24 protein-coding genes and 1 pseudogene are annotated in these 24,799 nt (G+C 72.2%); 6 read left to right on the plus strand and 19 right to left on the minus strand.

Features of this window, described 5'->3' with window-relative positions; genetic code table 11:
* Positions 1–36 precede the first annotated feature (36 nt).
* The 12 genes and pseudogenes from OG943_RS13545 to OG943_RS13600 all read right to left on the minus strand — a co-directional run bounded on the left by OG943_RS13545 (position 37) and on the right by OG943_RS13600 (position 13,763).
* The gene (locus OG943_RS13545) at positions 37–612 is read right to left on the minus strand and encodes a dihydrofolate reductase family protein (protein ID WP_328610100.1); all 576 of its coding nucleotides are present in this window, start codon (positions 610–612) and stop codon (positions 37–39) included.
* Positions 613–666: 54 nt separating this feature from the next.
* Positions 667–1,375: pseudogene (locus tag OG943_RS13550) on the minus strand (MgtC/SapB family protein).
* Between the two features lie 253 nt (positions 1,376–1,628).
* Complete coding sequence (locus OG943_RS13555) at positions 1,629–3,236, minus strand: phospholipase C (protein ID WP_328610101.1); 1,608 nt, start codon at positions 3,234–3,236, stop codon at positions 1,629–1,631.
* 59 nt (positions 3,237–3,295) lie between these two features.
* Positions 3,296–4,468 carry a Dyp-type peroxidase gene (locus OG943_RS13560; RefSeq protein ID WP_328610102.1) on the minus strand — a complete coding sequence of 391 codons (1,173 nt, stop codon included), beginning with the start codon at positions 4,466–4,468 and terminating at the stop codon, positions 3,296–3,298.
* Entirely contained in the window at positions 4,465–5,619 is a 1,155-nt protein-coding gene (locus tag OG943_RS13565) for an EfeM/EfeO family lipoprotein (protein WP_328610103.1), read from the minus strand. The genes OG943_RS13560 and OG943_RS13565 overlap by 4 nt, the downstream gene beginning before the upstream one ends.
* 188 nt (positions 5,620–5,807) lie before the next feature.
* Positions 5,808–7,511, minus strand: coding sequence for an alpha/beta hydrolase (locus OG943_RS13570; protein WP_328610104.1), 1,704 nt, complete (start codon positions 7,509–7,511; stop codon positions 5,808–5,810).
* Between the two features lie 337 nt (positions 7,512–7,848).
* Positions 7,849–8,319, minus strand: coding sequence for a nitroreductase family deazaflavin-dependent oxidoreductase (locus OG943_RS13575; RefSeq protein WP_328610105.1), 471 nt, complete (start codon positions 8,317–8,319; stop codon positions 7,849–7,851).
* Positions 8,312–9,283 carry an L-histidine N(alpha)-methyltransferase gene (gene egtD / locus OG943_RS13580; RefSeq protein ID WP_328610106.1) on the minus strand — a complete coding sequence of 324 codons (972 nt, stop codon included), beginning with the start codon at positions 9,281–9,283 and terminating at the stop codon, positions 8,312–8,314. The genes OG943_RS13575 and egtD overlap by 8 nt, the downstream gene beginning before the upstream one ends.
* Positions 9,283–10,044, minus strand: coding sequence for an ergothioneine biosynthesis protein EgtC (egtC, locus tag OG943_RS13585; RefSeq protein WP_328610107.1), 762 nt, complete (start codon positions 10,042–10,044; stop codon positions 9,283–9,285). The genes egtD and egtC overlap by 1 nt, the downstream gene beginning before the upstream one ends.
* A gap of 5 nt (positions 10,045–10,049) precedes the next feature.
* Positions 10,050–11,399, minus strand: coding sequence for an ergothioneine biosynthesis protein EgtB (gene egtB / locus OG943_RS13590; RefSeq protein WP_328610108.1), 1,350 nt, complete (start codon positions 11,397–11,399; stop codon positions 10,050–10,052).
* Positions 11,396–12,658, minus strand: a complete 1,263-nt coding sequence (locus tag OG943_RS13595) for a glutamate-cysteine ligase family protein (protein ID WP_328610109.1) — start codon at positions 12,656–12,658, stop codon at positions 11,396–11,398. The genes egtB and OG943_RS13595 overlap by 4 nt, the downstream gene beginning before the upstream one ends.
* 178 nt (positions 12,659–12,836) lie before the next feature.
* Positions 12,837–13,763 carry a LysR family transcriptional regulator gene (locus OG943_RS13600; RefSeq protein WP_328610110.1) on the minus strand — a complete coding sequence of 309 codons (927 nt, stop codon included), beginning with the start codon at positions 13,761–13,763 and terminating at the stop codon, positions 12,837–12,839.
* A 120-nt stretch (positions 13,764–13,883) separates the two neighbouring features.
* Here OG943_RS13600 and OG943_RS13605 point away from each other — a divergent pair, with 120 nt between their 5' ends.
* Positions 13,884–15,083, plus strand: coding sequence for a Glu/Leu/Phe/Val dehydrogenase dimerization domain-containing protein (locus OG943_RS13605; RefSeq protein ID WP_328610111.1), 1,200 nt, complete (start codon positions 13,884–13,886; stop codon positions 15,081–15,083).
* 60 nt (positions 15,084–15,143) lie between these two features.
* On the opposite strand, the gene OG943_RS13610 is transcribed toward OG943_RS13605, so the two are convergent.
* The 7 genes from OG943_RS13610 to OG943_RS13640 form a co-directional block, all read right to left on the minus strand.
* Positions 15,144–15,515 (minus strand): DUF5684 domain-containing protein, encoded by a 372-nt coding sequence (locus OG943_RS13610; RefSeq protein ID WP_328610112.1) that lies wholly within the window; start codon positions 15,513–15,515, stop codon positions 15,144–15,146.
* 66 nt (positions 15,516–15,581) lie between these two features.
* Positions 15,582–16,532: a prolyl aminopeptidase gene (gene pip / locus OG943_RS13615; RefSeq protein ID WP_328610113.1), complete on the minus strand. Its 951-nt coding sequence runs from the start codon at positions 16,530–16,532 to the stop codon at positions 15,582–15,584.
* An 84-nt stretch (positions 16,533–16,616) separates the two neighbouring features.
* On the minus strand, positions 16,617–16,832 hold the full coding sequence (locus OG943_RS13620; RefSeq protein WP_328610114.1) for a hypothetical protein: 216 nt from the start codon (positions 16,830–16,832) through the stop codon (positions 16,617–16,619).
* Positions 16,833–16,872: 40 nt separating this feature from the next.
* Entirely contained in the window at positions 16,873–17,625 is a 753-nt protein-coding gene (locus OG943_RS13625; RefSeq protein WP_328610115.1) for an ESX secretion-associated protein EspG, read from the minus strand.
* A 3-nt stretch (positions 17,626–17,628) separates the two neighbouring features.
* A complete protein-coding gene (locus tag OG943_RS13630; protein ID WP_328610116.1) occupies positions 17,629–18,873 on the minus strand; it encodes a hypothetical protein in 1,245 nt (414 codons plus the stop codon).
* Positions 18,874–18,875: 2 nt separating this feature from the next.
* Positions 18,876–19,502 (minus strand): DUF3558 family protein, encoded by a 627-nt coding sequence (locus OG943_RS13635; RefSeq protein ID WP_328610117.1) that lies wholly within the window; start codon positions 19,500–19,502, stop codon positions 18,876–18,878.
* Positions 19,499–19,894 (minus strand): hypothetical protein, encoded by a 396-nt coding sequence (locus OG943_RS13640; RefSeq protein WP_328610118.1) that lies wholly within the window; start codon positions 19,892–19,894, stop codon positions 19,499–19,501. The genes OG943_RS13635 and OG943_RS13640 overlap by 4 nt, the downstream gene beginning before the upstream one ends.
* A gap of 194 nt (positions 19,895–20,088) precedes the next feature.
* Between OG943_RS13640 and OG943_RS13645 the strand changes: the two genes are divergently transcribed.
* The 5 genes from OG943_RS13645 (at position 20,089) to OG943_RS13665 (ending at position 24,758) form a co-directional block, all read left to right on the plus strand.
* Positions 20,089–20,676: a TetR/AcrR family transcriptional regulator gene (locus tag OG943_RS13645; RefSeq protein WP_328610119.1), complete on the plus strand. Its 588-nt coding sequence runs from the start codon at positions 20,089–20,091 to the stop codon at positions 20,674–20,676.
* A 44-nt stretch (positions 20,677–20,720) separates the two neighbouring features.
* Positions 20,721–21,287, plus strand: coding sequence for a TIGR03086 family metal-binding protein (locus tag OG943_RS13650; RefSeq protein ID WP_328610120.1), 567 nt, complete (start codon positions 20,721–20,723; stop codon positions 21,285–21,287).
* A gap of 200 nt (positions 21,288–21,487) precedes the next feature.
* Positions 21,488–22,840, plus strand: a complete 1,353-nt coding sequence (locus OG943_RS13655) for a hemolysin family protein (protein ID WP_328610121.1) — start codon at positions 21,488–21,490, stop codon at positions 22,838–22,840.
* Entirely contained in the window at positions 22,837–23,880 is a 1,044-nt protein-coding gene (locus OG943_RS13660) for a hemolysin family protein (protein WP_328610122.1), read from the plus strand. Before OG943_RS13655 ends, OG943_RS13660 begins: the two co-directional genes overlap by 4 nt.
* On the plus strand, positions 23,877–24,758 hold the full coding sequence (locus OG943_RS13665) for a 3-methyladenine DNA glycosylase (protein ID WP_328610123.1): 882 nt from the start codon (positions 23,877–23,879) through the stop codon (positions 24,756–24,758). Before OG943_RS13660 ends, OG943_RS13665 begins: the two co-directional genes overlap by 4 nt.
* The last annotated feature ends 41 nt before the right edge of the window (positions 24,759–24,799 follow it).

The following is a 24,799-nucleotide window of genomic DNA, read 5'->3' on the forward strand; positions in this document are numbered from 1 at the left end:
GTCCCGGGTTCTCCCGGGGCGGCCTTCGCCGTTGCATCAGGCCGGCCGGTAGCGCAGTTCGACGGCCAGCGCGGGATCACCGTCGTGGATCCGAGCCCACCGCACCGGGTCGATCCCCGGCGCGTCGAACAGCCGCACCCCGGAGCCGAGCATGACCGGCGCCAGGTACACGTGGAACTCCTCGACCAGGCCCTGTTCCACGCATTGCCGGGCGATGTCCTGGCCGTGGAGCTCCAGGTCCTTGCCCGCCGCCGCGGCCAGCCCGATCTCGACCGCCTCGGCCACGTCGCAGTCGAGGAACGTGATGCCGGGGTCCGGGATCGCGTCTTCGGGGTGGTGGGTCAGCACGAACACCGGCCCGCTCCACGCGCCGCCGTAGGGCTGCCTGCTCGCCTGGCCCGGATGCTGCGCGGCGACCGCGTCGTAACCACGGCGGCCGCCCAGCACCGCGCCGAGACTGCCAATCGCTTCCTCGTGGACACCCGGGGTGACCTTCATCCCGGCCATCCAGTCCATCGAATGGCCGGGACCGGCCACGAACCCGTCCAGCGACATCGTCAAATGCCAGCGCACCTTGCCTGTTCGAACACTGCCGGTTCCCACACTGCCCATCAGGGCCTCCCGTCGTTTCGTCTCGACCGAGTAGACCGGACCGGGCGCGGAAACTCATCGGTGCGCGGGAAACTCCGCCGGCGCGGGCGCGGCGTCCCAGCGGACGCGGGAGACCGAAGGCTCCAGCGACAGCCGGGAGACGGCCGACTCCATCTGGGCGTCGTCGCGCTGGTCGCCCGCGAGCTCGGCGCGGACCTCGACCGTGCCGTCGGCCGCGCCGGCGTCTCGTCACCCGTCTCCGGGCGGCGGTCGACGACGCGGCCCAGGGCCCGCAGCAGCACGTTCACCGCCACGACGACGGCGGTCCCGGCCACCGCCACCTGGTACAGCCCGGCGCCCGCCAGTGATCCGACGGCGGCGGCGCACCAGAGCGTGGCTGCCGCATTGCCAATCCGACCAAAAGCAGGCGGTCGATCGGCGACCGCCTGTGCCAGGCCGATTCCGCCGTGACTGTGGTCGGATTGGCAATGACCAGCGCAGTGAGGCCGCGGACGTTCAGGCCGTCGCGCAGGATGACGCCGGCCCCGAGGAACCCGATGCCGGACACGATCTGCGCGGCCACCCGGGTCGGGTCGGCGTCACCGCTGCCGGAGAGGCCGCCGAAGCCGTGGGCGGAAAGCAGGACGAACAGCGTGGCCCCGACGGCGACCAGCGCGTTGGTGCGCAGGCCCGCCATCCGGGCGCGGTACTGGCGCTCGAACCCGATGACGGCGCCCAGCCCGACGCCCGTGCCGACGCGCAGCAGCATTTCGAAAGTGGTCATTTCCGGCTCTTTTCCGGCGTGCGTACACAGCCGGACAGGGGGCGGCCGGACGCCCCCGCCGCGATCAGCGCCCGCGCGAGCCGCGGGTGAGGGCGATTCCGGTCCGCACAGGACTGTCTTCCGGCATGTGCCGCTCACCTCGCTTCCGTGCTCGTGGAGTGATCAGCTCGGCCACTGTACGCGCCGGACCCCGCTCCGGCCGGCCCCGTTGTGACCACCGCCTCGTCGCGGGGTCGCCCCCGCGACGAGGGGTTCAGTGGACGACCGCGCCGGTTTTCGGGTCCAGCTTCAGGGTTTTCGCCTTCGGGTACGAGAAGTCGAACATCCCGTTCAACGGCGCGGCGAGCGCGTCGTAGGAGCCGTCGCCGATCCGGCCGAGGTGCCAGTTGTCCTCGATGAACCGCAGCACCGAGGTCTGGTCGGTCATCGTGTGGTCCACGTGGTTGACCCTGCTGTAGGGCGAGATCACCAGCAGCGGCAGGCGCGGGCCGTAGCCGCAGCGGTCGGCGTAGCCGCCCAGCTTCACCGGGTGCGAGGTGCAGATCGACGAGTCCTGCGCGGAGTCGTGCGAGCCGTTCACGATCTTCGGCGCCTGGTGGTCGTACCAGCCGTCGGAGTCGTCGTAGGCGAGCACGATCGCGGTGTCGCGCCAATGCGGCGAAGCCTGGATCCTGTTCACCTCGGCGGCCACGAACGCCTGCTCGTCGAGCGGGTCCGAGTAGCCGGCGTGACCGTCCTGATAGGACGGTGCTTTGAGGAAGCTCACGGCCGGCATGGTGCCCGCGCCCAGCGCGGCGTCGAAGTCGCTCACGTCGTACTGGTGGTTGGCCTGGTCGGCCTGGCCGACGGCGTGCAGCGAGCTGGGCGGAAGGTGCTTCGGGTTCGCCGTCGACTTGTAGTACTGGAACGGCTGGTGGTGCGGGCTGTAGTCCACCGACGCCTGGCCGCCGACGTTCGGGTGCTGGGTGCCGCAGACCGCGTAGCCGCCTGCGGCGCCGGTCGGCTTGAACCCGCCTTCGAACCAGCCCCAGGTGACTTTGCGGGCGTTGAGCAGGTCGCCGACGTTGCGCCCCTGGAACGCGCCGAGGTTGTCGGTGGCGGTGTGGTTGTTGTCGGAGCAGTCGTCGAACGCCGGGTCCGGGTCGGTGATCATGGTGCCGACGCCCTTGGCGTCCGGCGACGCGGCGGTCTTCGGGTCCACCTTGGGCTCGCCGGTCACCGAGTCCACCGGCTGGAGGCCGTGGGTCTGGCCGGAGACCAGGTTGATCGCGCCGGGGCTGGACGGGCCGAAGACGGCGTCGAACGAGTTGTCGTTCAGCGAGTAGTGCTGGGCGTAGTTCCACATCGCGGTGACGGTGTTGCCGTCGAAGTAGTCCATCACCAGGCCGGGTTCACCGAACAGCACCGGCTGGCCCGTGCACTTGTCCTTCTCGGTGTGCTCGACGAACTTGTCCATCTTCCCGCCGTTGAAGGCGGCCTGCTCCTTGTTGTAGTCGTGCGCCTGGTCGCAGGTCAGCGCCTGGTCCGGGCTGAGCCGCTTCGGGTTGTAGGCGTTGGGGTTGTCGTTGAGGAGCTGCGGCGACAGCCCGTTGACCTTCGGGGTGCCGGGCGCGGCCCGGAACGGCGTGCCGTTCTCGTTGGTGGCGTTCGGGTAGGTGCCGAAGTAGTGGTCGAACGCGATGTTCTCGCCGAAGATCACCACCACGTGTTTGATCGGCGTCGCGGTGGCGAAGCCCGCCGCGTCCACCGCGTGGTCCGGCACCGCCGGGGACGCCTCGCTGCTCGCGCACGCCGACGCCAGCAGCGCCGCCGTGGCCAGCGCGCCCGCCGCGAGCGCGGTCCTCCTCTTGCTCCTGCCCACAACCTGCCCCTTTCCGCTCCACCCAGTGGTTCCCGAACCGGTCGCCCGGCCTGTAGTACTCAGCTCAGTAGTGCCCGGCCGTAGTGGTCGGCCGCGTCCGTCACGCCGGGCAGCAGGTAGAAGTACCCGCCCCCGAACGGGGAGATGTAGTCGGTGAGCGGCTCGTCGGCGAGCCGCTTCTGCACGGCCTCGAACTGGCGCTCGAGGTCACGCTGGTAGCAGGTGAACACCAGCCCCATGTCGAGGTTGCCGTTCGAGTCCACCCCACGGTCGTAGTTCACCGCGCGCCGCAGGATGCGCTCGCCGTCGGTCTGCGGCGTGCGCGGGTTGGCGCGGCGGATGTGGCTGGTCAGCGGGATCACCGTGCCCACGGGGTCCTGGCCGTACCGCGGCACGTCGAGCTCGCCGTCGCCGTCGAGCGGCGCGCCGGTGTCACGGCGGCGGCCGATCATGTTCTCCTGCTCCGAAAGCGAGACCCGGTCCCAGAACTCGACCAGCATCCGGATCAGCCGGACCACCTGGTAGCTGCCGCCGTCGTCCGTCCACACCAGACTGTCCAGTTCGGGCGGCTCCGGGTTGGCCGTGCCGTCCTTGAAGCCCATCAGGTTGCGCGGCGCGCCCGACGGACGGGGCGGCGAGGCGAAGCCGTCGATCTTCCAGCGCAGCTGCATGCCGCCGCGGGTGGCGCGGGTGAGGTCGCGCAGGGCGTGCAGCACGGTGTCCGGTTCCTCGGCGCTGAGGGTGAGGCTCAGGTCGCCGTGGCACCAGGCCTCCTCGAGCGCGTCGTTCGGGAACATCGTCATCGGCTTGAGCTTCGCGGGCTTGCGCGGCGCGAGGCCGTAACGGTCGTCGAACAGCGACGAGCCGGCGCCGAGCAGCACCGACAGCTCCGCCGGCGGCACCTCGGGCCCGAGCACACCGGAGTCGGCGGGCGGGCCGGTGATGCCGAGCGCGGCGGGCGCTCCCCCGCCGGTGAGGAACCGCGCCCGGTCCGTCAGCTCCTTGAACAGGCCGGCCAGCTCGGCGCGGTCCTCGGCGACGACGTCGAAGGCCGCGACGACCGAGTGCCGCGGCGGGTCCGAGAGGACCGCCGCCTGCCGCGGCCCGTGGAACGGGACCCACGAAGGGTTGCCGCTGTTGCTCGCCGCCGCGCTGCCGGCCATCCCGGCCAGGCCCGCCCCGGCGCCCGCGGCCGCCGCCCCGCGCAGGAACGCGCGCCGCCCGAGGGTCACGACACCCTCCGGGGCTCGGCGATCGCGGCGATGGGCGCGAGGCGCTCGGTGAGTTCCGCGACGTCGGCGTTGACGCGTTCTCGTTGCGGCTGCGTCAGTTCCGCCAGCGAACTGCCTTCAACGGCCTTGAGGTCGCGTTCGGTCCGGTCCAGCCAGGCGTCGAGGTCCTTCAGCCCGGGGAAGCGGGTGGCCAGCAGCGGCCTGAGCACGTCGAGCACGGCGCGCGTGCCCGTGACGTTCGCGCCGGCGGTGGCGAGGTTGCTGCCGCTGCCGTAGTCGGTGCGGCCGGTCAGCTCGAACTGCAGCGTGTTCTCCATGATCTCGTGCGCGCGCAGGCCGAGGTCGTTCTGGTCGATCTGGGCGTCGGCGAACGCGGTCTGGAGGGCTCGGGCGTCGGCGTCGAGCTGGTCCGCGACCGGCGCCAGGGCGCCGAGGCTTTCGTTGTGCCACAAGCCGTTCTCGAGGCGGTGGAAGCCGGTGAAGCCCGGGTCCGCCGCGCCGCCGGGCAGGCCGTCGGTGGTGCCGTTGAGCGCGCCGTCGGAGTCGCCGAACGCGTCGTACGCGGCGCCGAGGCGCTCGTAGGTCAGGTGCGCGGTGAGCCAGGCGCGCCGGCTCACCTCGCGGTTTCCACTGTGGACGGACTGCTTGAGCGCGGCGGTCTGGCCGGCGAGCGTGCCGAGCCCGTCGGCGACGTAGGCGTGGTACTGCTTGAGCGGTTCGAGCAGGTCGGCGTTCGTCACGGGCACCACGGCCGGACCAGGCCGGGCCGCGCCGCCGGTGACCTGCACCGTGGCGCCGACGAACGGGGTGCCGTCGTCGGGGATGCAGCGCAGGGCGTACCCGCCGTTGCCGAGGTTGACCGGGAGCGAGCGCGTGGTGCCGGCCCCGACGCCGTCCAGCTCGCCGAACACCGTGCCGGTGGCGGGGTCGATGACCTCGACCTCCATGGTGACCGCGGCGTTGTTGCGCACCTGCAGCGTCTGCGAACCGGACTGTGGCGCGGTCCAGCCGTCGCCGCACACGGACCGCGACACCCCGATCGGGCCGGCCCGGTCCGTGTCGTCCCGCGGCATCAGCGTCACGGCGACCGTCGTGCCCACCACGACGACCACGAACCCGGCAGCGCAGAGCAAGCCCACCGAGCGCCGCACGTCAACTCCCCTCAGGTGAACTTCTGGCGGCCACTTTCGCGGGTCGGTGTCCTGCTGACAAGAGCGTCGTCCCGTTATGCCCGATTTTCGAGCCGAAACTACCCCAGCGCCCGGCCAGGACGCGAAACCGGGCCGCCGCGACCCGATCGGTCGCCGACGGCCCGGTTCGCGCCGCGATCAGCCGCCGGTCAGCCCCGCGCGGCCGCCGGGGCCTCGAACGGCTGAGTGTTGGGCTGGAACACCTGGCCTTCCGCCGGCACCTTGAGGTCGATCAGGTAGTCGGCCGCGGCCTGGTCCACGCCGAGGGCGTCGCCGAGGATGCAGTGGCCGAAGGAGTCGACCGAGAGCAGCCGGGAGTTGCCCAGTTCGGCGGCCATGCTCTTGCCGAACGCGTACTGCGTGGCCGGGTCGTAGAAGTTGCTGACCACGAGCACGGGCACGTCGGTGTTCGCGTGCCACGGGCCGGAGTACCGGTCCGACTTCTTCGCGGACGGCCAGACCGGGCACGCGGCGATGTCGGAGAACACCTGGTAGCGCCCGAACGTCGGCGACTGCCGGTCCGCCTTCCCCGCGATCCCGGGCACCTGCGCCTGGCTGATCGCCATCGGCTTGTCCGCGCAGTTCACGCCGAAGTACGAGTCGTCACTGGTGTACGGGCTGTCCGGGGCGAGGTCGGCCAGGCCGCTCTTGCCCGAGGCCAGCGTCTTCAGCCCGTGGCTCACTGCGGCATGGGACTGCGGGGACTGCGGCTGCGCGCCCGCCGGGTGGATGGCGTCGTACAGCGTCTGCAGGTCCTCGGCCAGGTAGCCGAACCCGGCCGGCGAGTACAGCGCACTCGAAACCGACCCGGTGAAGCCGTTGATGTCGAGCGACTGGCCGCCGGGCAGCTTGACGGGCTGGTCCTTGAGGTAGGCGCGCAGCTCGTCGAACTTGGCACGCGGGTCGCCGGAGCTGAACGCGCACCGGTCGCCGGCCTGGTCGCAGCGCTTGAGGAAGCCGTCGAGCGAGATCTCGAAGCCCTGCGCGCGCTGGAGGTCGTAGGTGACGCCGTCGGTGGTCCGCAGCTGCGGGTCGACGTTGCCGTCGATCACGATCGCCCGGGCCTGCTTCGGGAACATCGCGGCGTACGTCGAGCCGATCAGCGTCCCGTAGGAAAAGCCGACGTAGGTCAGCTTCTGGTCGCCGACGGCGGCGCGGAGCTGGTCCAGGTCTCGCACCACGTCCTTGGTGGACATGTGGTTCAGCAGCGCGCCCGCGTTGTTCTTGCAGAACTGGCCGTAGTCCTTGTACGCCGAGAGCGTCGTGGAAATCTCGCCGCGCGACAGCGGGACGGGCGTCATCGCGCCGAAGACCTCGTTGGCGTCCTCGGCGGTGGTGAAGCAGCGCAGGGGGTTGCTGTCGCCGACCCCGCGCGGGTCGAACCCGATCAGGTCGAACCGGTCCAGCACCTGCGGCTGGAAGTAGGCGGAGCCGGCGATCGGCATCCGCAGCCCGGACCCGCCCGGCCCACCGGGGTTGAGGAACAACGACCCGATCCGCTGCGCGGGCACCTTCGCCGCCCGCTTGAGCAGCGCGATGTCGATGGTCCCCAGCGCCGCGTTGTCATGGTCGACCGGCACCCGGTAGCGGGCACAGCTGTACAGCTTCAGCTGGTCGGCGGGCACCCCGGTCAGCGTCCCGTCGGGGCAGGTCCCCCAGGCGACGCCGGCCACTCTCCCCACCTGCGCTGCCCCGGCCTGCGTTGCCCCGGCCTGCGCTGCCCCGATCTGCGCTGCCCCGGCCTGCGCTGCCTGCACTCCCCCGGCCGCCGCCGCTGGGGTCGCCGCCGCCGAGCCCGCTCCCGCGAGCGCCGTCCCCGCGCCGAGCGCGACCACCAGCGCGGCCGCCCGCACTCTTCTGGATCCCCGCAAGACCTCACACCCTCCCGTTTCACGTCCGCACCCACTCAGGCACGGTCCGTCACCACGGGCGAGACTCGCACAACCGGCCAAACCGGGGCACCGGCCGAAAGGAGGAGATCGCGCTACAAAAACCCCACTCAAGGCACCCCCTCGCCCCATCCAGGGCACCCCGCCAAAGGCACCCCCGGCACCCACCCAAGGCACCCCTTGGAGCACCCGCCGCTACCGAGGCGAGAGGCGCCCTCGCCGTTACCGAGGCGAAGGCGCCTCCACCGCTACCGGAGCGAAAGGCACCTCCGCCGTTACCGGGGCGCAAGGCACCTCGCCGCTACCGAGGCGAGAGCACGAACACCGGCAACGGCCTCCCCGCCGCCACCCGCTCCATCTCGTAGCCCGGCCAGAACTCCAGCAGCTCCCCCCACATCCGGTCGTACTCCTCCCCTTCCAGCTCCCGCACCTTGACCGCCACCTCCCGCCCGCGGATGGCCACCTCGGCCTCCGAAAGCGCGCGCAGGTTGAACGTCCAGGCCGGATTCTGCGGCCGCCCCCAGTTCGACCCGGTGAGCACGAAGTCCGCGCCGTGCGGGAAGTACAGGAGGTTCGTGGAGCGGGGCAGCCCGCTCTTGCGCCCCACCGTGGTCAGCCGCAGTGAGGGCAGCCCGGCGATCCCCACCAGGCTCACCTTCCCGCCGAACCACCGGTGGAGCTTCTTGTCCGCCCAGATGATTCCGCGGGAGGCCTCCATCACCCAGGGCTGGGTGCCGAGCTTGCGGGCGAGGTTCGCGAGAGGGTTAGCCACGGACAGATCTTGCCAAACTCACCCCGAACCGCTGCCGGGAGTCGGTCCACCAGCGTTCGAGGCCGAACCCGGCGGCCTTCAGCTCCGCCTCGACGCCGCCGGGCCGGAACTTCGCCGAGATCTCGGTGCGGATGTGCTCGCCCTCGGCGAACCGCACCTCCAGGCCGGCGCCCGGGATGTCGACGGTCAGCGCCCGCCGCGCGCGCAGCCGCATCTCGATCCACTCATTCTCGCTGTCCCAATGGGAAACGTGCTCGAACGCGTCGACGTCGAAGTTCCCGCCCAGCCGGGTGTTGATCACGCGCAGCACGTTGCGGTTGAACGCCGCCGTGACCCCGGCCGCGTCGTCGTACGCGCGCTCCAGCGTTTCGCGGTCCTTCACCAGGTCCGTGCCGAGCAGCAGCCACTCGCCCTCGTCGAGCACCTCGCGTACCGACTGCAGGAACGTCGCGCGGTCTTCGGGCAGGAAGTTGCCGATCGTGCCGCCGAGGAAGGCGACCAGCCGCGGCCGTCCCCCGGGCAGCAGGCCCAGGTGCCGGGTGAAGTCGCCGACGACGCCGCGGACGGCCAGCTTCGGGTAGTCGGCGGCGATCGCTTCGGTGGCCTCGGCGAGCGCGGACTCCGAGACGTCGAGCGGCACGAACGACTCGAGCGTGCCGTGCCCGGTCAGCGCGTCGAGCAGCAGCCGGGTCTTCTCACTCGACCCGGATCCCAGCTCGACGAGCGTGTGCGCGCCGGTGAGCTGCGCGACGTCGCCGGCCCGCGCGGCGAGCACCTCGCGCTCGCTGCGCGTCGGGTAGTACTCCGGCAGCGCGGTGATCTTCTCGAACAGCTCGCTGCCGTCCGCGTCGTAGAACCACTTGGGCGGCAACCACTTCTGCTCCGCGGTGAGCCCGGCGCGGACGTCGGCGCGCAGCTCGCCGGTCACGTCGCTGCGATGGCTCTCCAGGTCGGCCTCGGTCATCAGGGGGTACTCCGATCGAAAGTCAGGGGGAACAGTTCGGCGCCGTCCGCGGTGACCCGCACGGCGTGGCGGTCCGGGACGGCGGTCCAGCCCGGGTCCGGGTCGCACGGCTCCGACGCCAGCACCACCCCGCCGGGGGTGCGGAGCATCGACAGCGCGTGCGTCCACGTGGTCCCGACGAGCGTTTCGCCGTCGGTGAGCAGGAAGTTCAGCCGCGAGCCCGGCGCGGCCGCTTCGACCTCGCCGACGAGCGCGGTCACGGCGGCCAGCGGGTCCTGCCCCGCGTGCAGCCGCTCCCGCAGCAACGCCCACAGCAGGGCCGAGTCCGTCGGCGCCTCCAGCGTGAGCAGCTCGGTGACGTCGAGCCCCGTGGCGAGCCCGGCCATCGAGCCGGGCCAGCCGCGGACGACGCCGTTGTGGCTGAACAGCCACCGGCCGGAGACGAAGGGCGCGGCCGCCGCCTCGGTGACCGGCATCCCGGTGGTGCCGTTGCGGGCCGCGGCGACGAACGCCGTGGTCCGCGCCGAGGCGGCCAGCGCCGGCAGCGCCTGATCCGTCCACAGTGGAGCCTGGCGCCGGTAGCGCAAGGGCTCCGCACCCGGTTCCGGGTACCAGCCGAGGCCGAAGCCGTCGGCGTTGACCGACCCGCCGCCGCGCATGTCCCGCGGCGCGTAGGACTGCACGAGCAGCGCGTGCGGGGCGGCGAACATCAGCTCGGCGGGCGACGTGGGCGCGCCGAGGTAAGCGAGGTGCCGGCACATGCCGCCTACGTCACCTCGCCGGGACGCGGGTCGCGGGCGCAGCGGAAGCCGGCGAAGATCTGCCGCCGGATCGGGTAGTCCCAGTTGCGGAACGTGCCCCGGATCGCCGCCGGGTCGGTGCCGAACGAGCCGCCGCGCAGCACCTTGTACTCCGGCCCGAAGAACACCTCCGAGTACTCCCGGTACGGGAACGCCGAGAACCCCGGATAGCCGTAGAAGCCCGTGCTCGTCCACTCCCAGACGTCACCGATCAGCTGGTGCACGCCCAGCGGCGACGCGCCGGCCGGGTACGCGCCCGCCGCGGCCGGGCGCAGGTGGCGCTGGCCGAGGTTGGCGTGCTCGGCCGTGGGCTCCTCGTCACCCCACGGGAACCGGCGGGACCGGCCGGACGCCGGGTCGTGCCGGGCCGCCTTCTCCCACTCGGGCTCGGTGGGCAGCCGCTTGCCCGCCCACCGCGCGTACGCCTCGGCCTCGTGGAACGACACGTGCACCACGGGCTCGTCGGACGGCACCGGCTCGTGCACGCCGAACCGGGTCCGCCACCAGCCGCCCGGCTCGCGCCGCCAGAACCGCGGCGCGGTGATGTCGTGGTCCTTCAGATAGGCCCAGCCGTCCTCGCTCCAGAACCGCCGGTCCTGGTAACCACCGGAATCGAGGAACTCGACGTACGCGCCGCAGGTGACCAGCGCGGTGTCGAGGACAAACGCCGGCACGTCGACCTCGTGCGCCGGGCGCTCGTTGTCCAGCGCCCACGGCTCGGCCGTGGTGCCCATGGTGAACCGGCCGCCGGGGATCAGGACCTCGGCGGGCAGCCGGGCCATGGGCGGGCGCGGCGGCTCCGGCGCGTGCAGCACCGGCTCGCCCCGGCGCAGCTGGTGGGTGGCCAGCATGGTCTCGTCGTGCTGCTGCTCGTGCTGGGTGATCATGCCGAAGGCGAACGCGCTTTCGGTGAGCCTGCTGCCTTCCAGCGGCGCCTTCTCCAGCACGTCGAACGCCTTCTCGCGGACCTCCCGCACGTAGGCGCGGGCCTCGGCCGGCCCGAGCAGCGGCAGGGACGGCCGGTCGGCGCGCGCGTGCTGGAACGCGTCGTACAGGTCGTCGATCTCCGGGCGCAGCGGCTCCCGGCCGCCGACGTCGCGGACCAGCCACAGCTCTTCCTGGCTGCCGATGTGCGCGAGGTCCCAGACCAGCGGCGACATCAGCTTCGAGTGCTGCCGCACGAGGTCTTCGTCGTCGACCGCGTCGGTGAGGGCGATACTGCGGGCCCTGGCCCGGGTGAGGGCCTCGGCCGCGTGCGCCCGCAGGTCCTGCGGGCTCAGTTCGAGCAGCGGGTTGTGCTCCGGGGTGACACTCATCGTTCCTGACTCCTGGATCCGTTCACGCGTGCGCGCACGCTCCCGGTGATCTCCGTGATGGTCTCGTCGGGCAGGCCGGTGGTGCCCAGCTCGGCGATCCCGAGCTCGGCCAGCTCCCGCGCGACGGCGGCGAGGCCGGCGTCGGCCAGTCCCAGCCGGGCCGCGTCGGCCCAGCGCCCCGCCACCGGCGCGCACAGCTCCACTACCCGGTCCACTGTGGACGGACGGGCGAACAGGGCCGTGACGAGCGCGACGGGGGGCAGCCACTCGCCGGGCGGCTGGGCGTCGAGGTACCGGATCTCCAGGTACCCCTGCGGCCGCACCGGCGTGAACATCGTGGTGAGGTGGTAGTCGAGGTCCTCGGCCGTCGGGCGGCGCAGCATCCCGGCCGCGCCGCGGCCGCCGATCCAGTCCGCGAAGGTGAGGCCCTCCGGCGCGTCCCACGGCCGTTCGCCGCGGGGCAGCACCATCAGCGGGGTGTCCATCATCCGCCGCGCCCACTCCGCCGCCGGGTCCGGCCCCGGCTCGGCCGAGACGGTGCGCACCGGCTCGGTTCCGAGCACGGCGAGCCAGCGCGCGGACGCGTGGCCGGTGTCCCGGCCGGCGTGCACGGCGGAGTTGGCGAAGGTGGCGAGCAGCGGCGGGCCCATCGAGTGGGCCGCCGCCCAGCGGGCCGCGTACTGGTCGGCCTCACCGGCGTCGACGCAGATCTGCAGGCCCGCGGTGCTGCACATCATGGTGATGCCGCCCTCGCCCAGCGGAGCGAACCGCCGCTCCATGGCCGCGTACCGCGGGGTGCGCAGCGCGCGCCGCGGCGGCCGGTGGGCGTCGATCGCCGACTCGCCGAGCACGAGGCCGTGCCGGGCGAGGAGGGTGATGAGGGAGGACAGATCGGCCGAGACGACTGCGTGCAGCTCGCGCAGTGAGGCCTGGGGAAGGGTGGAGATCTCCACCTGGCAGCCGGGCTCGAGGCTCAGGAGCGAACCGGCCGGGAGCGGGGCCGCGGGACTGTCGGGGCGCAACGTCCGCGGGGTGTGCGGGCCGAGCGCCGTGGCCAGGAGGTCGGGGTCGAGGGGGCGGGCCGGGTCCCCGGTGTGGTGCACCGTGAACTCCAGTTCCACGCCGAGCAGTCTCGGTGGGCCGTGTTTGAAACACACCGAGGCGACGTACGCCTCCCCCGCCGCGCGGTCCGAAAGGACCCGCGCGGTCAGGTTCGACGCACTCCCGGATTTCTCCGGAAAATCGTGCACCGTAGTCATCGATCGCCGTCCATTGAAGGGGGTCCGCGGGGTGGGACCACTTGTCTTCGGACGCTACACGCGGGGTCCGACAAAAACAGCGCCGCGAAGCCGCCGCGAGGATCCATAAGGAGCTCGTAATGCGCTCTTGGCCTGGCATTTCACCGCGCCGGACGGACTCGCTGCGCCAACCGGATGATCAGGGCAGCGCGGGCTCCGTGCCCAGCCCCAGCTCGGCCGCGGCGGCCTGCACGGCGCCGATCACCAGGTGCAGCGACGGCCGCCGGATCTCGGTGCGGCGGTAGGCGATCGAGACGGTGCGCAGCAGCGGCGTGGTCAGCGTCACGACGTCGATCCCGGGCGGGCGCAGCAGGCGCAGGCCGAGGTCCGAGACGAGCGTGACGCCCAGCCCGGCGCCGACCATCGCCATCGCCGTCGACTGCTCCTCCACCTCGTGGTTGATCTTGGGCGAGAACCCGTGCCGCTGACACGCCATCCGCATCGCGCGGCCGAAGTGCGACTTCGGGCTGGCCAGGATCCACGGGTGCTCGGCCAGCTCGTCCAGCGACGCGGTCCCGGCCGGCACCGCGCCCGCGGGCACCGCCGCGTGCAGCCGCTCCACCGCCACGACCGCGCGCTCGAGCCCGGCGTCCCACTGCATCGGGGCGTCGGAGTAGTCGATCACGAACGACAGGTCCAGCGTGCCGTCGCGGACCGCCTCGGCGGTGTCCTCGGGGGCGAGCTCCCGCGTGCGGACCTGGATGCCCGGGTACTCGGCGGCGAGCGCGGTCAGCGCCGTCGGCAGCAGCCCGGACGCCACCGACGCCCACACCCCGGCGGTCAGCCGCACGGACATCGTGCCCTGCGCCTCTTCCAAGGCGAGCGTCGCGCGCTCGACCGACCCCAGTATCTCCTCGGCGTGCTCGGTGAGCAGCACGCCGAGCTCGGTGAGCTGGACCCGGCGGCCGAGCCGCTCGAACAGCTTCGCGCCCACGTCCCGTTCCAGCTGCGCAAGCTGCTGCGATACCGCCGAAGCGGTGTAGTGCAGGGACACCGCGGCCGCCGTCACCGTGCCCCGGCGGTGCAGCTCGCGGAGCATCCGCAAGCGGTGCAACGAAAGCTCCATGCAGCAACCCTAAACAACTTCGTGCAATTTCGTTAAATAGACGCGGGACCACTTGCACGCGCACCCTCGGGGGTGGCGGCCGTGACGGGCCGCCCCGAACTCTTGGAGGTGAGTGGCCTGATGATCCCGCAGAGCGCTGAACCGCTGATGAGGCTCACGTGGACCGATCCCGTGACCGGCGCGCACGGATACCTCGTCGTGCACAGCCTGGTCTCCGGCGTCGCCACCGGCGGCACGCGGATGCGGGCGGGCTGCACCATGGGCGAGGTCGAGGACCTCGCCCGCGGCATGGCCAACAAGACGGCCACGTTCAACCTCCCCGTCGGCGGCGCCAAGGGCGGCGTCGACTTCGACCCCAAGGACCCGCGCGCGTTCGGCGTGCTCACGCGGTTCTGCGAGTTCCTGCGCCCGTGGCTGGACTCGCGCTGGGTGACCGCCGAAGACCTCGGCGTGCCGCAGCACCTGATCGACTCCGTCTTCGAGAAGCTCGGCCTGGAGCAGTCGTACCACGCCGCGATCGGCCGTTCGGCGGACCCGGCGCGCACCCTGCGCCGCGTCCAGGCCGGGCTCAACGCGCCGGTGCCCGGCGGGCTGCTGCTCGGCGACGTCATCGGCGGCTACGGCGTCGCGCAGGCCTGCCTCGGCGCGGCCAGTGCCTGGGGCTGGACGGCGCCGGAGACCACCGTCGCGATCCAGGGCATCGGCACCATGGGCGGCGGGGCCGCCTGGTACCTGCACGAGGCGGGCGTGAAGGTCGTCGCCGTCGCGGACGCCGCCGGCACGCTGTACGACCCCGAAGGCCTCGACGTCCCGGCGCTGCTCGAACTGCGCGACCGGTTCGGCGAGGTGGACCGGTCGCAGCTGCCCGAGGGCGTGCGGACGCTGCCGCGTGAAGCCGTCGTTTCCACCGACTGCGACATCCTCGTGCCGGCCGCGATCTCGTACGCGCTGCGCGTGGACAACGAGAACCTGGTGAAGGCGAAGGTCGTCGTCGAAGCGGCCAACGCCGCCACGACGCCGGAGGCCGAGGCGTCGCTGTCGGCGCGCGGGGTCGCGGTGATCCCGGACTTCGTCGCGAACGCGGGCGCCGCCGCGTGGGCCTGGTGGCTGCTGCTCGGCGAGGTGGGCGCCGACCCGGCCGACTCGTTCCTGCGGCTGCGCACCGAAATGCAGGCGAAGGTGGCGCTGCTGCTGGCCGAGTGGAACCTCGACCGGGTGCCGCCGCGCGTCACCGGGATGCGCCTGGCCGAGACGACGCGGGCGGCGCGGACCGAGGAAGCGCTGGCGGAAGAGGGCGCGCCGGCGCTGCTGATCCCCTGAGGGCGGGAGGTCGTGCGGTGCCCCGGAGCGCCGGGGCACCGCACGCGGCCGTCCCTTCCGTCAGTGGACGGGAGGACCGGTGTAGCGGGCCCGCCCGAAGCCGAGGATCAGGTAACCGATGACGGAGAACAGGAACAGCCCGAAGAACCCGAAGACCCCGCCCTTGCCGAACGCCTTCGCGACGTCGAGCGAGACGATGATCGCGACGACCAGGTTGACCAGCGGGATCAGCAGCAGGATCAGCCACCACCCGGAGCGCCCGGCGATCTTCAGCAGGACGTAGACGTTGTAGATCGGGATGATCGCCGCCCAGCCCGGCCGTCCGGCCTTGGTGAACACCCGCCACAGCGCGATGATCACGAGCACCGTGAAGACCAGCCCCGAGCCGCCCCACCCCAGGCTGAAGACGGACGTCGAACTGTCGTTGTTCATGGAGCGGGTGTCCTTCCGAGAGCGGCAGCTTGGCGGGTGACCCTAGCGTCGGCCGGAAGGGTGCGGCTAACCGGCCGCGAACCGGTCGGTCGCCCCGACGAGCACCTCCCGCATGCCGTCCGTCGACGTGGTGTGCCCGGAGTCGCCGACCAGCACCAGCTCGGCGTCCGGGTACGCCCGCTCCAGCAGCCACGGCGTGCCGGTGAGGCTGCCGAGGTCGAGCAGTCCCTGGGCCAGCACGGCGGGAATCCCGGTGAGCTTCCCGGCGTCGCGCAGGACGGCGCCGTCCTCCAGGAAGCAGCCGTTCGAGAAGTAATGCGTGACGAGGCGCGCGAAGGCGAGCCGGTGGGCCCGGTCGTCGAACCGCGGCGACGCCGGCACCCCCGGCAGCATCGCGTCCTCCCACTCGCACCAGGCGCGCGCGGCGCGATCGTGGACGGCGGGATCGGGGTCCATCAGCAGGCGGTGGTAGGCCGCCGCGAGGTCGCCGTCGCGCTCCGCTTCCGGGACCCCGTCACGGAACCGCGCGAACTCCGCCGGGAACATCCCGCCGAGTCCGCGGGTGAGCAGGTCGATCTCCCGGTGCCGGTCGGTGGCCAGGCCCATCAGGACCAGCTCGGTGACGCGCTCCGGATGCCGCTCGGCGTAGGTCAGCGACAGCACCGAGCCCCACGAGCCGCCGAAGAGCAGCCACCGCTCGATGCCGAGGGTCGTGCGCAGCAGTTCCATGTCGGCCAGCAGGTGCCCGGCGGTGTTGGCCGAGAGGTCCGCGACGGGCTCGCCGGCGTGGGGCGTGCTGCGCCCGCAGCCCCGCTGGTCGAACAGCACCACGCGGTACCGGTCCGGGTCGAAGTAGCGGCGCAGGCCCGTCGAACAGCCGGAGCCGGGGCCGCCGTGCACCACCAGCGCGGGCTTGCCCGCCGGGTTACCACAGGCCTCCCAGTAGACGGAGTGGCCGTCGCCGACGTCGAGTTTTCCGTGGTCGTACGGTTCGAGCTCGGGGTAGAGGCCGGGCACGGCGGTGTCCTTCCGGTCGAGTCATGACAGTGCCGTTATATTAGCGCTGTTATAACTCGCCGGGTTCGAATTACCGGGGAATCGTCAGTGCCCGGCCGGCGGGCTGCTCTCTTTGCCGGCGACCAGTTCGGCCAGCCGGTCCAGGCCGTCGACGGCCTCGCGCAGCTCGCTCGCGGAGGCGGCGATGCCACTGAGATCGCCGCTGCGCTGCGCCTCGGCGAGCTGAACGGCGACCTTGTTCACTTCGAAGATCGACAGGTTGAGCAGGGCGGCTGGCTGGGAACTCTCGGCGGCGTCCACGCCGAGCACTCTAGCCTTTTCCGCGGTGGGCGCAGGATGCTCAGCCGGGCAGGTCGGCGGCCAGCTCCCGCAGCACGCGGCACAGCTCCGCCGGACCGGCCGGGCCGATGTGGATCACCGCGTCGGCGCCCTCGCCGGCGGTGTAGCTCAGGTAGCGGCCCCAGTCCGTGTCGGCGTAGTGCAACGGCTCCTCCAGCTGGACGTGCCGGCCGACCTCGTCGCGACGGCCGGCGTACAGCTCGCCGCTGCCGTGGACCGGCCGCTGCACGAGGCTGACGACGTCGGCCAGCGCCGGGTCCAGCGGGTACGCGTCCTCGCCGCGGCGGGCGGCCTCGTCGAGGTCGGAAACCCTTACCGTGCGCGGGTTCCCGCCGCCCGCGGCCACGGCGGGGAGCTGCTCGACGAGCGTCTCCACCAGCCGTTGCCGGTCGATCTCCTGGACGCCGACGTGCTCGCCGTCGGACACCGCGAGCACCGCCTGCAGCCCGCTCGACGCGGCGAGGACCCCGTAGGTCGTGTCGCCGACACCGACCCAGCCGTAGTACTCCAGCGACGGCTTGACGAGCAGCGGCAGCCAGTCGAGGAAGTCGACGGTGGAGCGGCCCCGGCCGTCGACGAGCCCGGCCACCGCCAGCGCGTCGTCGACGCGTTTGGCCGCCTCGTCACGATCGGTGTCCGACAGCCAGACCGGCTCCGGGCGCAGGGTCACGTGCAGCCGGCCGACCTGCTCACGCTCGGCGAGCGCCGCCAGCGCTTCGATCGGAACGTCGACCCGTCCCGCCACCGCGGTCACCGCCTACTCTCCGATGACCGGCGGGCTGGTCCGCTGGTCGGTGCCGAAAATCGCGTCCGGGTCCGCTTCGATGAGGTAGTCCGGGCGCTGGTGCTCCCCGTCTTCGTCGCCTTCACCGCGGCGCCCGCCCGCGCCCATCGGGCCGCCCGCCGCCCCGGCGCGGCCCTGCGCGGCCCGAGCCGCCGCGGCCTCCTGCGCCGCGGCACTGCCGATGCCACCGACGCCCGAACGCGAGCCCGCACCACGCTCGGCCGAGGTGCCGCGGCCGCCGGCTGCGCCTTCGGGATTGTCTGCGCCGGAAGGATTCCGGCCACCCGCGCCGCCGGGCACGAACGCGGTCCCGCCACCGGGACCGCTCGGCAGGCCACTGCCCACGTCCACGCCGTGTGACGGCGGCGCACCGGGCGGGACCAGAGCCGGGCCGGTCTTGGTGCCCTGTGACGTCGTGGTGTCGCCGGTCCCGCCGCTGCCAGTGGTGTCGATGCCAGTGGTGCCGCTGCCCGTCGTACCGGTCGTGCCGCCGGTCGCGCCAGGGTGACCGCCGCCGTGGACACTGCTGGTCACGGTGTGGCTGCCCGAGTCCCCGCCACCCGGCACAACGCTGCTGTCCGTGGGCGTCGTGCCCTGGCCGCTGACGCCGCCTCCGTGCTGCGCCGGCTTCCCGGTACCGGGCGGAACGACGTGCCCGGGCGTCGCCGGAGTCTTCAGCCGGATCGCCGCGCCGTCGGACTCGAGCGTGCCGTATCCGGTCGGCAGCACGGACTTCGTGCTGGTGGTGACGCCGTTGTACTGGTCCATCACGCGGACGTTGGTCTCGTTCGCGGTGTTGTAGCGATTCAGGCTGTCCTGATAGGACTTCTCGTCGCCGGCCGCCATGAACGGCCCGGCGATCGGGATGGCCGCCTTGAGCCCCGTCGTCCACGGGTTCGGCTTGTCCGGCTTGGGCGGCACCTCGACCACCGAGTGGCTGGAGTCCTCGAAGCTGCTGGCCTGCATGTCCACCGACGCGGTGGTCATGTCGAGCGGGTCGGCCGTGTCGTGGAACGCCAGCTCCAGCGGCCCCGCCCCGGCCTTCGCGGCGTCCGCGGCGCCACCGGTCCAGGACTTCGCCATGCGGTTCTGGAGGTCGCGGATGCCCTGCGCGCGCTCCAGGTAAGCGGCCGAGAGCTGCCGCACCTGGGTGGCCGCGCCGCGCAGGCCCGCGGTGTCGCCGTTTCTGAAGTTGTCGTAGATCTGCTTGCCGTCCACCGCTAAGCCCCCTTGAGCGTGCTGACCACCGCGGCCGCGACCTTCTCCGCGACCTGGCAGGAATCCTGGTTCCCCTGGTACCCCATCGAGGCGGCGGCGAACGCGAGGTCGTCGGCCAGGCCCACCCAGAGGGTGCAGTTCCCCTGGGCCCGCCGGTCCAGGCGATCGCCGAACACCGCCGGATAGCCCTCGACGGCGGGCGCCGGCTCGGCGAACGCGTACTGGCCGCTGTCCTTGGCGCGGTAGATCCCCGCGATGCCGCCGATGCCCTTGTCCCGGTTGGCCGTGCCGAAGATGATCTGGACGCTCAGGCCTTCCGCGCCGATGTCCCAGCCGCAGCCCGGACCGGCCGTCGCCCGCGGCGAGCCGGCCAGGGTCGCCTCGCCCGGCGTGGTGTAGCGCAGGGCGGCGAGCACGTCCGGGGGCACCGCGGCGCAGGGATCGGCCAGATACCGGGCGGGGTCGAGCGGATTCGGCACCGCGGGCCCCGCAGCGGAAGAATTCGCAGCGGAAGACGAGACCGGCGAGGGCTCGGCGGCACCCTCCGTGGCCGAGGAACACCCAGCGGCCGCGAAGGCGGCGACAGCGACAGCCGCCGCGGCCCGGTTCCTGGGGCCGGCCACGGTCACCGCGCCCGGCCGAGGTCGGCGTTCGCCTGATCGGCCGCCACGGTCTTGTCCTTGGCCGCCTGCAGCTTCTTGAGGTAGTCCTGCACATACTGCTTCATCGACAGGTTCTGGCTCTGCAACGCGACGAGCGAGTCCGTGCCCATGGTGACGTAACCGCTGCTCGCCGGGTCCGGGCCCGGCGCGGTGAGACCGGCGAGGATCTCCTCGATCACCCGGGCGTCGGCGGTGATCTTCTCCAGCTGGTCCTGCCACAGCCCGATGACCGACTCCAGCTCGGCGGCGTCCATCTCGAACCGCCCGCCGCCCCCGCCGGGGCCGCCGTAGACCGGGCCGCCGGGCAGGACGTCGCCGAAGACTGTTTGGGCCGCGCGGCCCGCTTCGCCGATGATCAAGGCCGATCCTTTCCCCAGTCTCACTCACCGTGATGGTGCACAGAGTAGTCACGGCTCTGGCCCGTGTCAGCAGTACACACGCACTACACAGCGGCTATGGGACGGCGAAAGGAGCGGATCGGTTCCAGCGACTCCACGTCACAGTACGTACGTACGGATTGCGAGAACCCTGTCGCGGATGTCAGGATTTCAGGATGCCACGGGTCAGCCAGGATCACCTCGACGCACGCCGGCGCCAGATCCTTGACGGCTCGCGCGTCTGCTTCGCCCGCTACGGGTACGAGGGTGCCACAGTACGCCGCCTCGAGGAGGCGACGGGTCTCTCCCGCGGCGCCATCTTCCACCACTTCCGCGACAAGGAGTCGCTCTTCCTCGCCCTCGCGGAGGACGACGCCGTGCGGATGGCCGACGTCGTCGCCGAACAGGGCCTCGTGCAGGTGATGCGCGAGCTGCTGGCCGGCGACAGCGAGCACCCCGCCGACTGGCTCGGCACCCGGCTGGAGGTGTCGCGCCGGCTGCGCACCGACCCCGAGTTCCGCGCGCGCTGGGCCGAGCGCTCCGAGCAGCTGACCATCGCGACCCGCGAGCGGCTCAAGCGCCAGCGCGACGCCGGCAACCTGCGTGACGACGTCGACGTGGACGTCCTCACCGCGTTCCTGGAGCTGGTCCTCGAAGGCCTGGTCTCGCACCTGGCCATGGGCCTGCCCGGGGACGACCTGGGCCCGGTGCTCGACCTGGTCGAGGAAACCGTGCGGCGGCACCGGCCCGGCGCCACCCGATAGGTTCCCCGCGCTGCGCCGTCCGCGCATTCGTGTTGAATGTGCCCGTGGACCTCCTCGACGCACACGGCCGGGCCCTCGACGTGTTCGACCGGGCCGTCCGCGAGACCGGCCCCGGCGACTGGCGCCGCGGCACCCCCTGCACCGAATGGTCCGTCCGCGACCTGGTCAACCACCTCGTCGCCGAGCAGCTGTGGGTCCCGCACCTGCTCGCGGGCGCGACACTGGACGACGTCGGCGACCGGTTCGAGGGCGACGTGCTCGGCGACGACCCGGTGGCCGCCTGGGCCGAGGCGTCGGCAGCGGCCCGTGAAGCGTGGCTCTCCCCCGGCGCCGTCCAGCGCACGGTGCACGTCTCGTTCGGCCTCATCCCGGCCGAGGAGTACGGCTGGCAGATGACGCTCGACCTCGCCGTGCACGGCTGGGACGTGGCCACCGCGCTGGGCTCGCCCAACCCCGTGCCGGGCGAGCTGGCGGCGCGGCTGCTGGACATGCTGCGCCCGATGGTCGAGCAGTGGCAGGGCCTCGGCGTGTTCGACCCGCCGGTCGCGGTCAGCCGCACCGCGAGCGCGCCCACCCGCCTCGTCGCGCTGCTCGGCCGCCACCCGCGCTGAGCCGCCCGACACACCCCGGTCGCGCTCACCCGGCGTGGGGAACACGTTAAGATTGTCGGCATCGTCGCAGTACAAGCCGATTTTCCACGAGGAGTGACTCCATAAGTGCGCGCTGCGCAGTCGCCCGGTGACAGTACCGGGCCGGGTGAGCAACCCGGCTTCCCGATAGCCGTTCCCCCCGCCACGAAGGGCGGCGCGGCATGACCCACGCCCTGCTTTCCGTCCTCGGCGTGTTCCTGTTCCTCCTGCTGACCGTCGGCACCGGCCTGGCCGTGGCGGCGGAGTTCTCCCTCACCGCGCTGGAGCGCAGCACGGTCGACACCGACGTCCGCCAGGTCGGCGACCGCCGCTCGCTCTCGGTGCAGAAGGCCCACCGCACGCTGAGCTTCCAGCTCTCCGGCGCCCAGGTCGCGATCACCCTGACCACGCTGATCACCGGTTACCTGGCCGAGCCGCTGATCGGCGACCTGGTCCGCCCGCTGTTCGACGGCCTGTCCGACGCGGTCGCCGAGGGCGTTTCCATCGCCGTCGCGCTGGTGGTGGCGACCTTCCTGTCGATGATCCTCGGCGAGATGGTGCCGAAGAACCTCGCGATCGCGCGCCCGCTGGCCACCGCCCGCGCGGTGACCGGCTACCACTCGCGGTTCTCCGCGCTGTTCCGCTGGCTCATCACGCTGATGAACAACAGCGCCAACTTCCTGGTGCGCAAGTTCGGCGTCGAGCCGCAGGAGGAGCTGCGCTCGGCGCGCTCGCCGCAGGAGCTGGGCTCGATCGTGCGCTCCAGCGCCGAAAGCGGCACGCTCGACACGTCCACCGCAGAGCTGCTCGACCGCTCGCTGCGCTTCGGCGAGCGCACCGCGGAGGAGCTGATGACCCCGCGCGTGCAGGTCGAGTCGCTGACCGTGGACGACACCGTGGACGACCTCATCGAGCTCTCGCGCCGCACCGGCTTCTCGAGGTTCCCCGTGTACACCGAGGACCTCGACGACGTCCAGGGCGCGGTGCACGTCAAGCAGGCCTTCGCCATCACCGCGGAGGAGCGGGCGACGATGCGGATCGGCTCGGCGATGCGGCCGGTGCCGACCGTGCCCGAGTCCCTGTCCGGCGACGCGCTGCTCAACCGCCTGCGCGACTCCCGCTACCAGCTCGCCATCGTCGTCGACGAGTACGGCGGCACGGCCGGGCTGGTCACGCTGGAGGACGTGGTCGAGGAGATCATCGGCGACGTCCGCGACGAGCACGACGACCGCGAGGCCCCGGCCTCGCAGCAGCTCGGCACCGACAGCTGGCTGGTCTCCGGGCAGCTGCGCGCCGACGAGGTCACCGACGTCACCGGTTTCCGGATGCCCGACGGCGACTACGAGACCATCGCGGGCCTGGTGCTGGAGCGGCTCGGCCGCATCCCCGCCGAGGGTGACGCCGCCGAGGTCGACGGCTGGCGGCTCACCGTCACCAGCATGGACCGGCACCGGATCGCCGAGATCCAGGTGCGGCCGGTCGACCAGCCGGCCGACGGGCAGCCGGCGGCCGCGGGCCGGGAGGTGACCGCGTGAACGACTGGCTGAACATCGCGCTCGTCGCGGTCCTCCTGCTCACCAACGCGTTTTTCGTCGGCGCCGAGTTCACCCTGATCTCCTCGCGGCGCGACCGGCTGGAAGCGTTGCTGGAGCAGGGAAAGACGCGCGCGCAGATCGTCATCAACGCGAGCCGGCACGTGTCGCGGATGCTCGCGGGCGCGCAGCTGGGCATCACCATCTGCTCGCTGCTGCTGGGCCGCCTCGGCGAGCCCGCCGTCGCGCACCAGCTGTCCGGGTTCTTCGACCTGCTCGGCCTGCCCGAGCAGCTGCTGCACCCGATCTCGTTCGCCATCGCGCTGGCCTTCATCACGATGCTGCACGTGCTGATCGGCGAGATGGTGCCGAAGAACCTCGCCATCGCCGAACCGGAGCGGCTCGCGCTGTGGCTGGTGCCGGTGCACGTGGGCTGGGTAAAGCTGGCCAACCCGATCATCTGGTTCCTGAACTTCGTCTCGAACTCGCTGCTGCGCGCGTTCAAGGTGGAGCCGAAGGACGAGCTGGAGACGGCGTACACCTCCGACGAGCTGGCGGAGCTGCTGAGCGAGTCGCGCCGCGAGGGACTGCTGGACCAGTCGGAGCACCAGCGGCTTTCGCAGACGCTGTCGTCGGTCGCGAAGACCGTCGCCGACGTGCTGGTGCCCACCGCCGAGCTGACCACCCTCCCTTGTGGACCGACGCTCGGCGACGTCGAGCGCGCCGTGTCCTCCACCGGGTTCTCGCGATTCCCGGTGTGCACCGACGACGGCACGCTCACCGGCTACATCCACGTGAAGGACGTGCTCGACCTGGTCGGCCAGAACCCGTCGACGTCCGTGCCGGACTCCAAGACGCGCGCGCTCACCGAGCTGCCCGTCGACGCGCGGCTCGACGTCGCGCTTTCGGCGATGCGCAACGAAGGCAGCCACCTGGCGCGGGCGCTGGACGCCGCGGGCCGGGCGGTCGGCGTGGTCACGCTGGAGGACCTGGTCGAGGAGTACGTGGGGACCGTGCGCGACGGCACCCACGTGACGGCATGACCGGGCCGGTCGTGCTCGCCGAGCCCGAGTGGCTGGCCCGCGAGCGCGCGCACGCCGAGCGGATGCGGGCCTGGACCGGGCCGCACCAGGAGCGCCGGGCCCGCGGCGAGAAGCACCCGGTGCTGGACTTCCTGTTCACCTACTACTCGCACCGGCCCGGGCACGTGGAGCGCTGGCAGCCGGGCCCGGGCGTCGTGCTCGCCGGCCCGGCCGCCCGGCGGTTCCTCGACCGACCGGCCTTCATCGAAACCAAAGGCGGCGTGACGCTCGACCCGGGCGCGTTCACCGAGCGGCGGGTGCGGACCGCGGAGTTCGTGCTGCGCCTGCTGTCCGCGACGGCGTCGCGCGCGCCGCGGCTGAGCTGCTTCGGGCTGCACGAGTGGGCCATGGTCTACCGCGAGCCCGCGGACTCGGTGCGGCACGCGCAGGTGCCGCTGCGGCTGGGCTCGGCGGGCACCGACACCGTCGTCGAGTCGCTGGACATCCGGTGCGGGCACTACGACGCGTTCCGCTTCTTCACCGATCCCGCCCGGCCGCGCAACGGCCTGGCGCCCAGCCGCGAGAACCAGGCCGAGCTGGAGCAGCCGGGCTGCCTGCACGCGAACATGGACCTGTTCAAGTGGGCCTACAAGCTGGACCCGTTCGTGCCCGCCGAACTGGTCGGCGACTGCTTCGAGCTGGCCGCCGACGTCCGTGAACTGGACATGCGCGCGAGCCCGTACGACCTCGCCGCGTATGGTTACCCCGCGGTCCGCATCGAGACGGCCGAGGGACGGGCGGAGTACGCCCGGTCCCAGGCCGAGTTCGCCCGCCGGGCCGAGCCACTCCGCGCACGGCTGATCTCCCTGTGCCGGCACCTGCTGGGCCGTGAGGCCTGAGTTGTACAGCGAAAGCCACGCTGGGTAACGATATTCACGCA

The sequence above is a fragment of the Amycolatopsis sp. NBC_00345 genome (genome assembly GCF_036116635.1).
In the GTDB taxonomy this organism is placed as follows: domain Bacteria; phylum Actinomycetota; class Actinomycetes; order Mycobacteriales; family Pseudonocardiaceae; genus Amycolatopsis.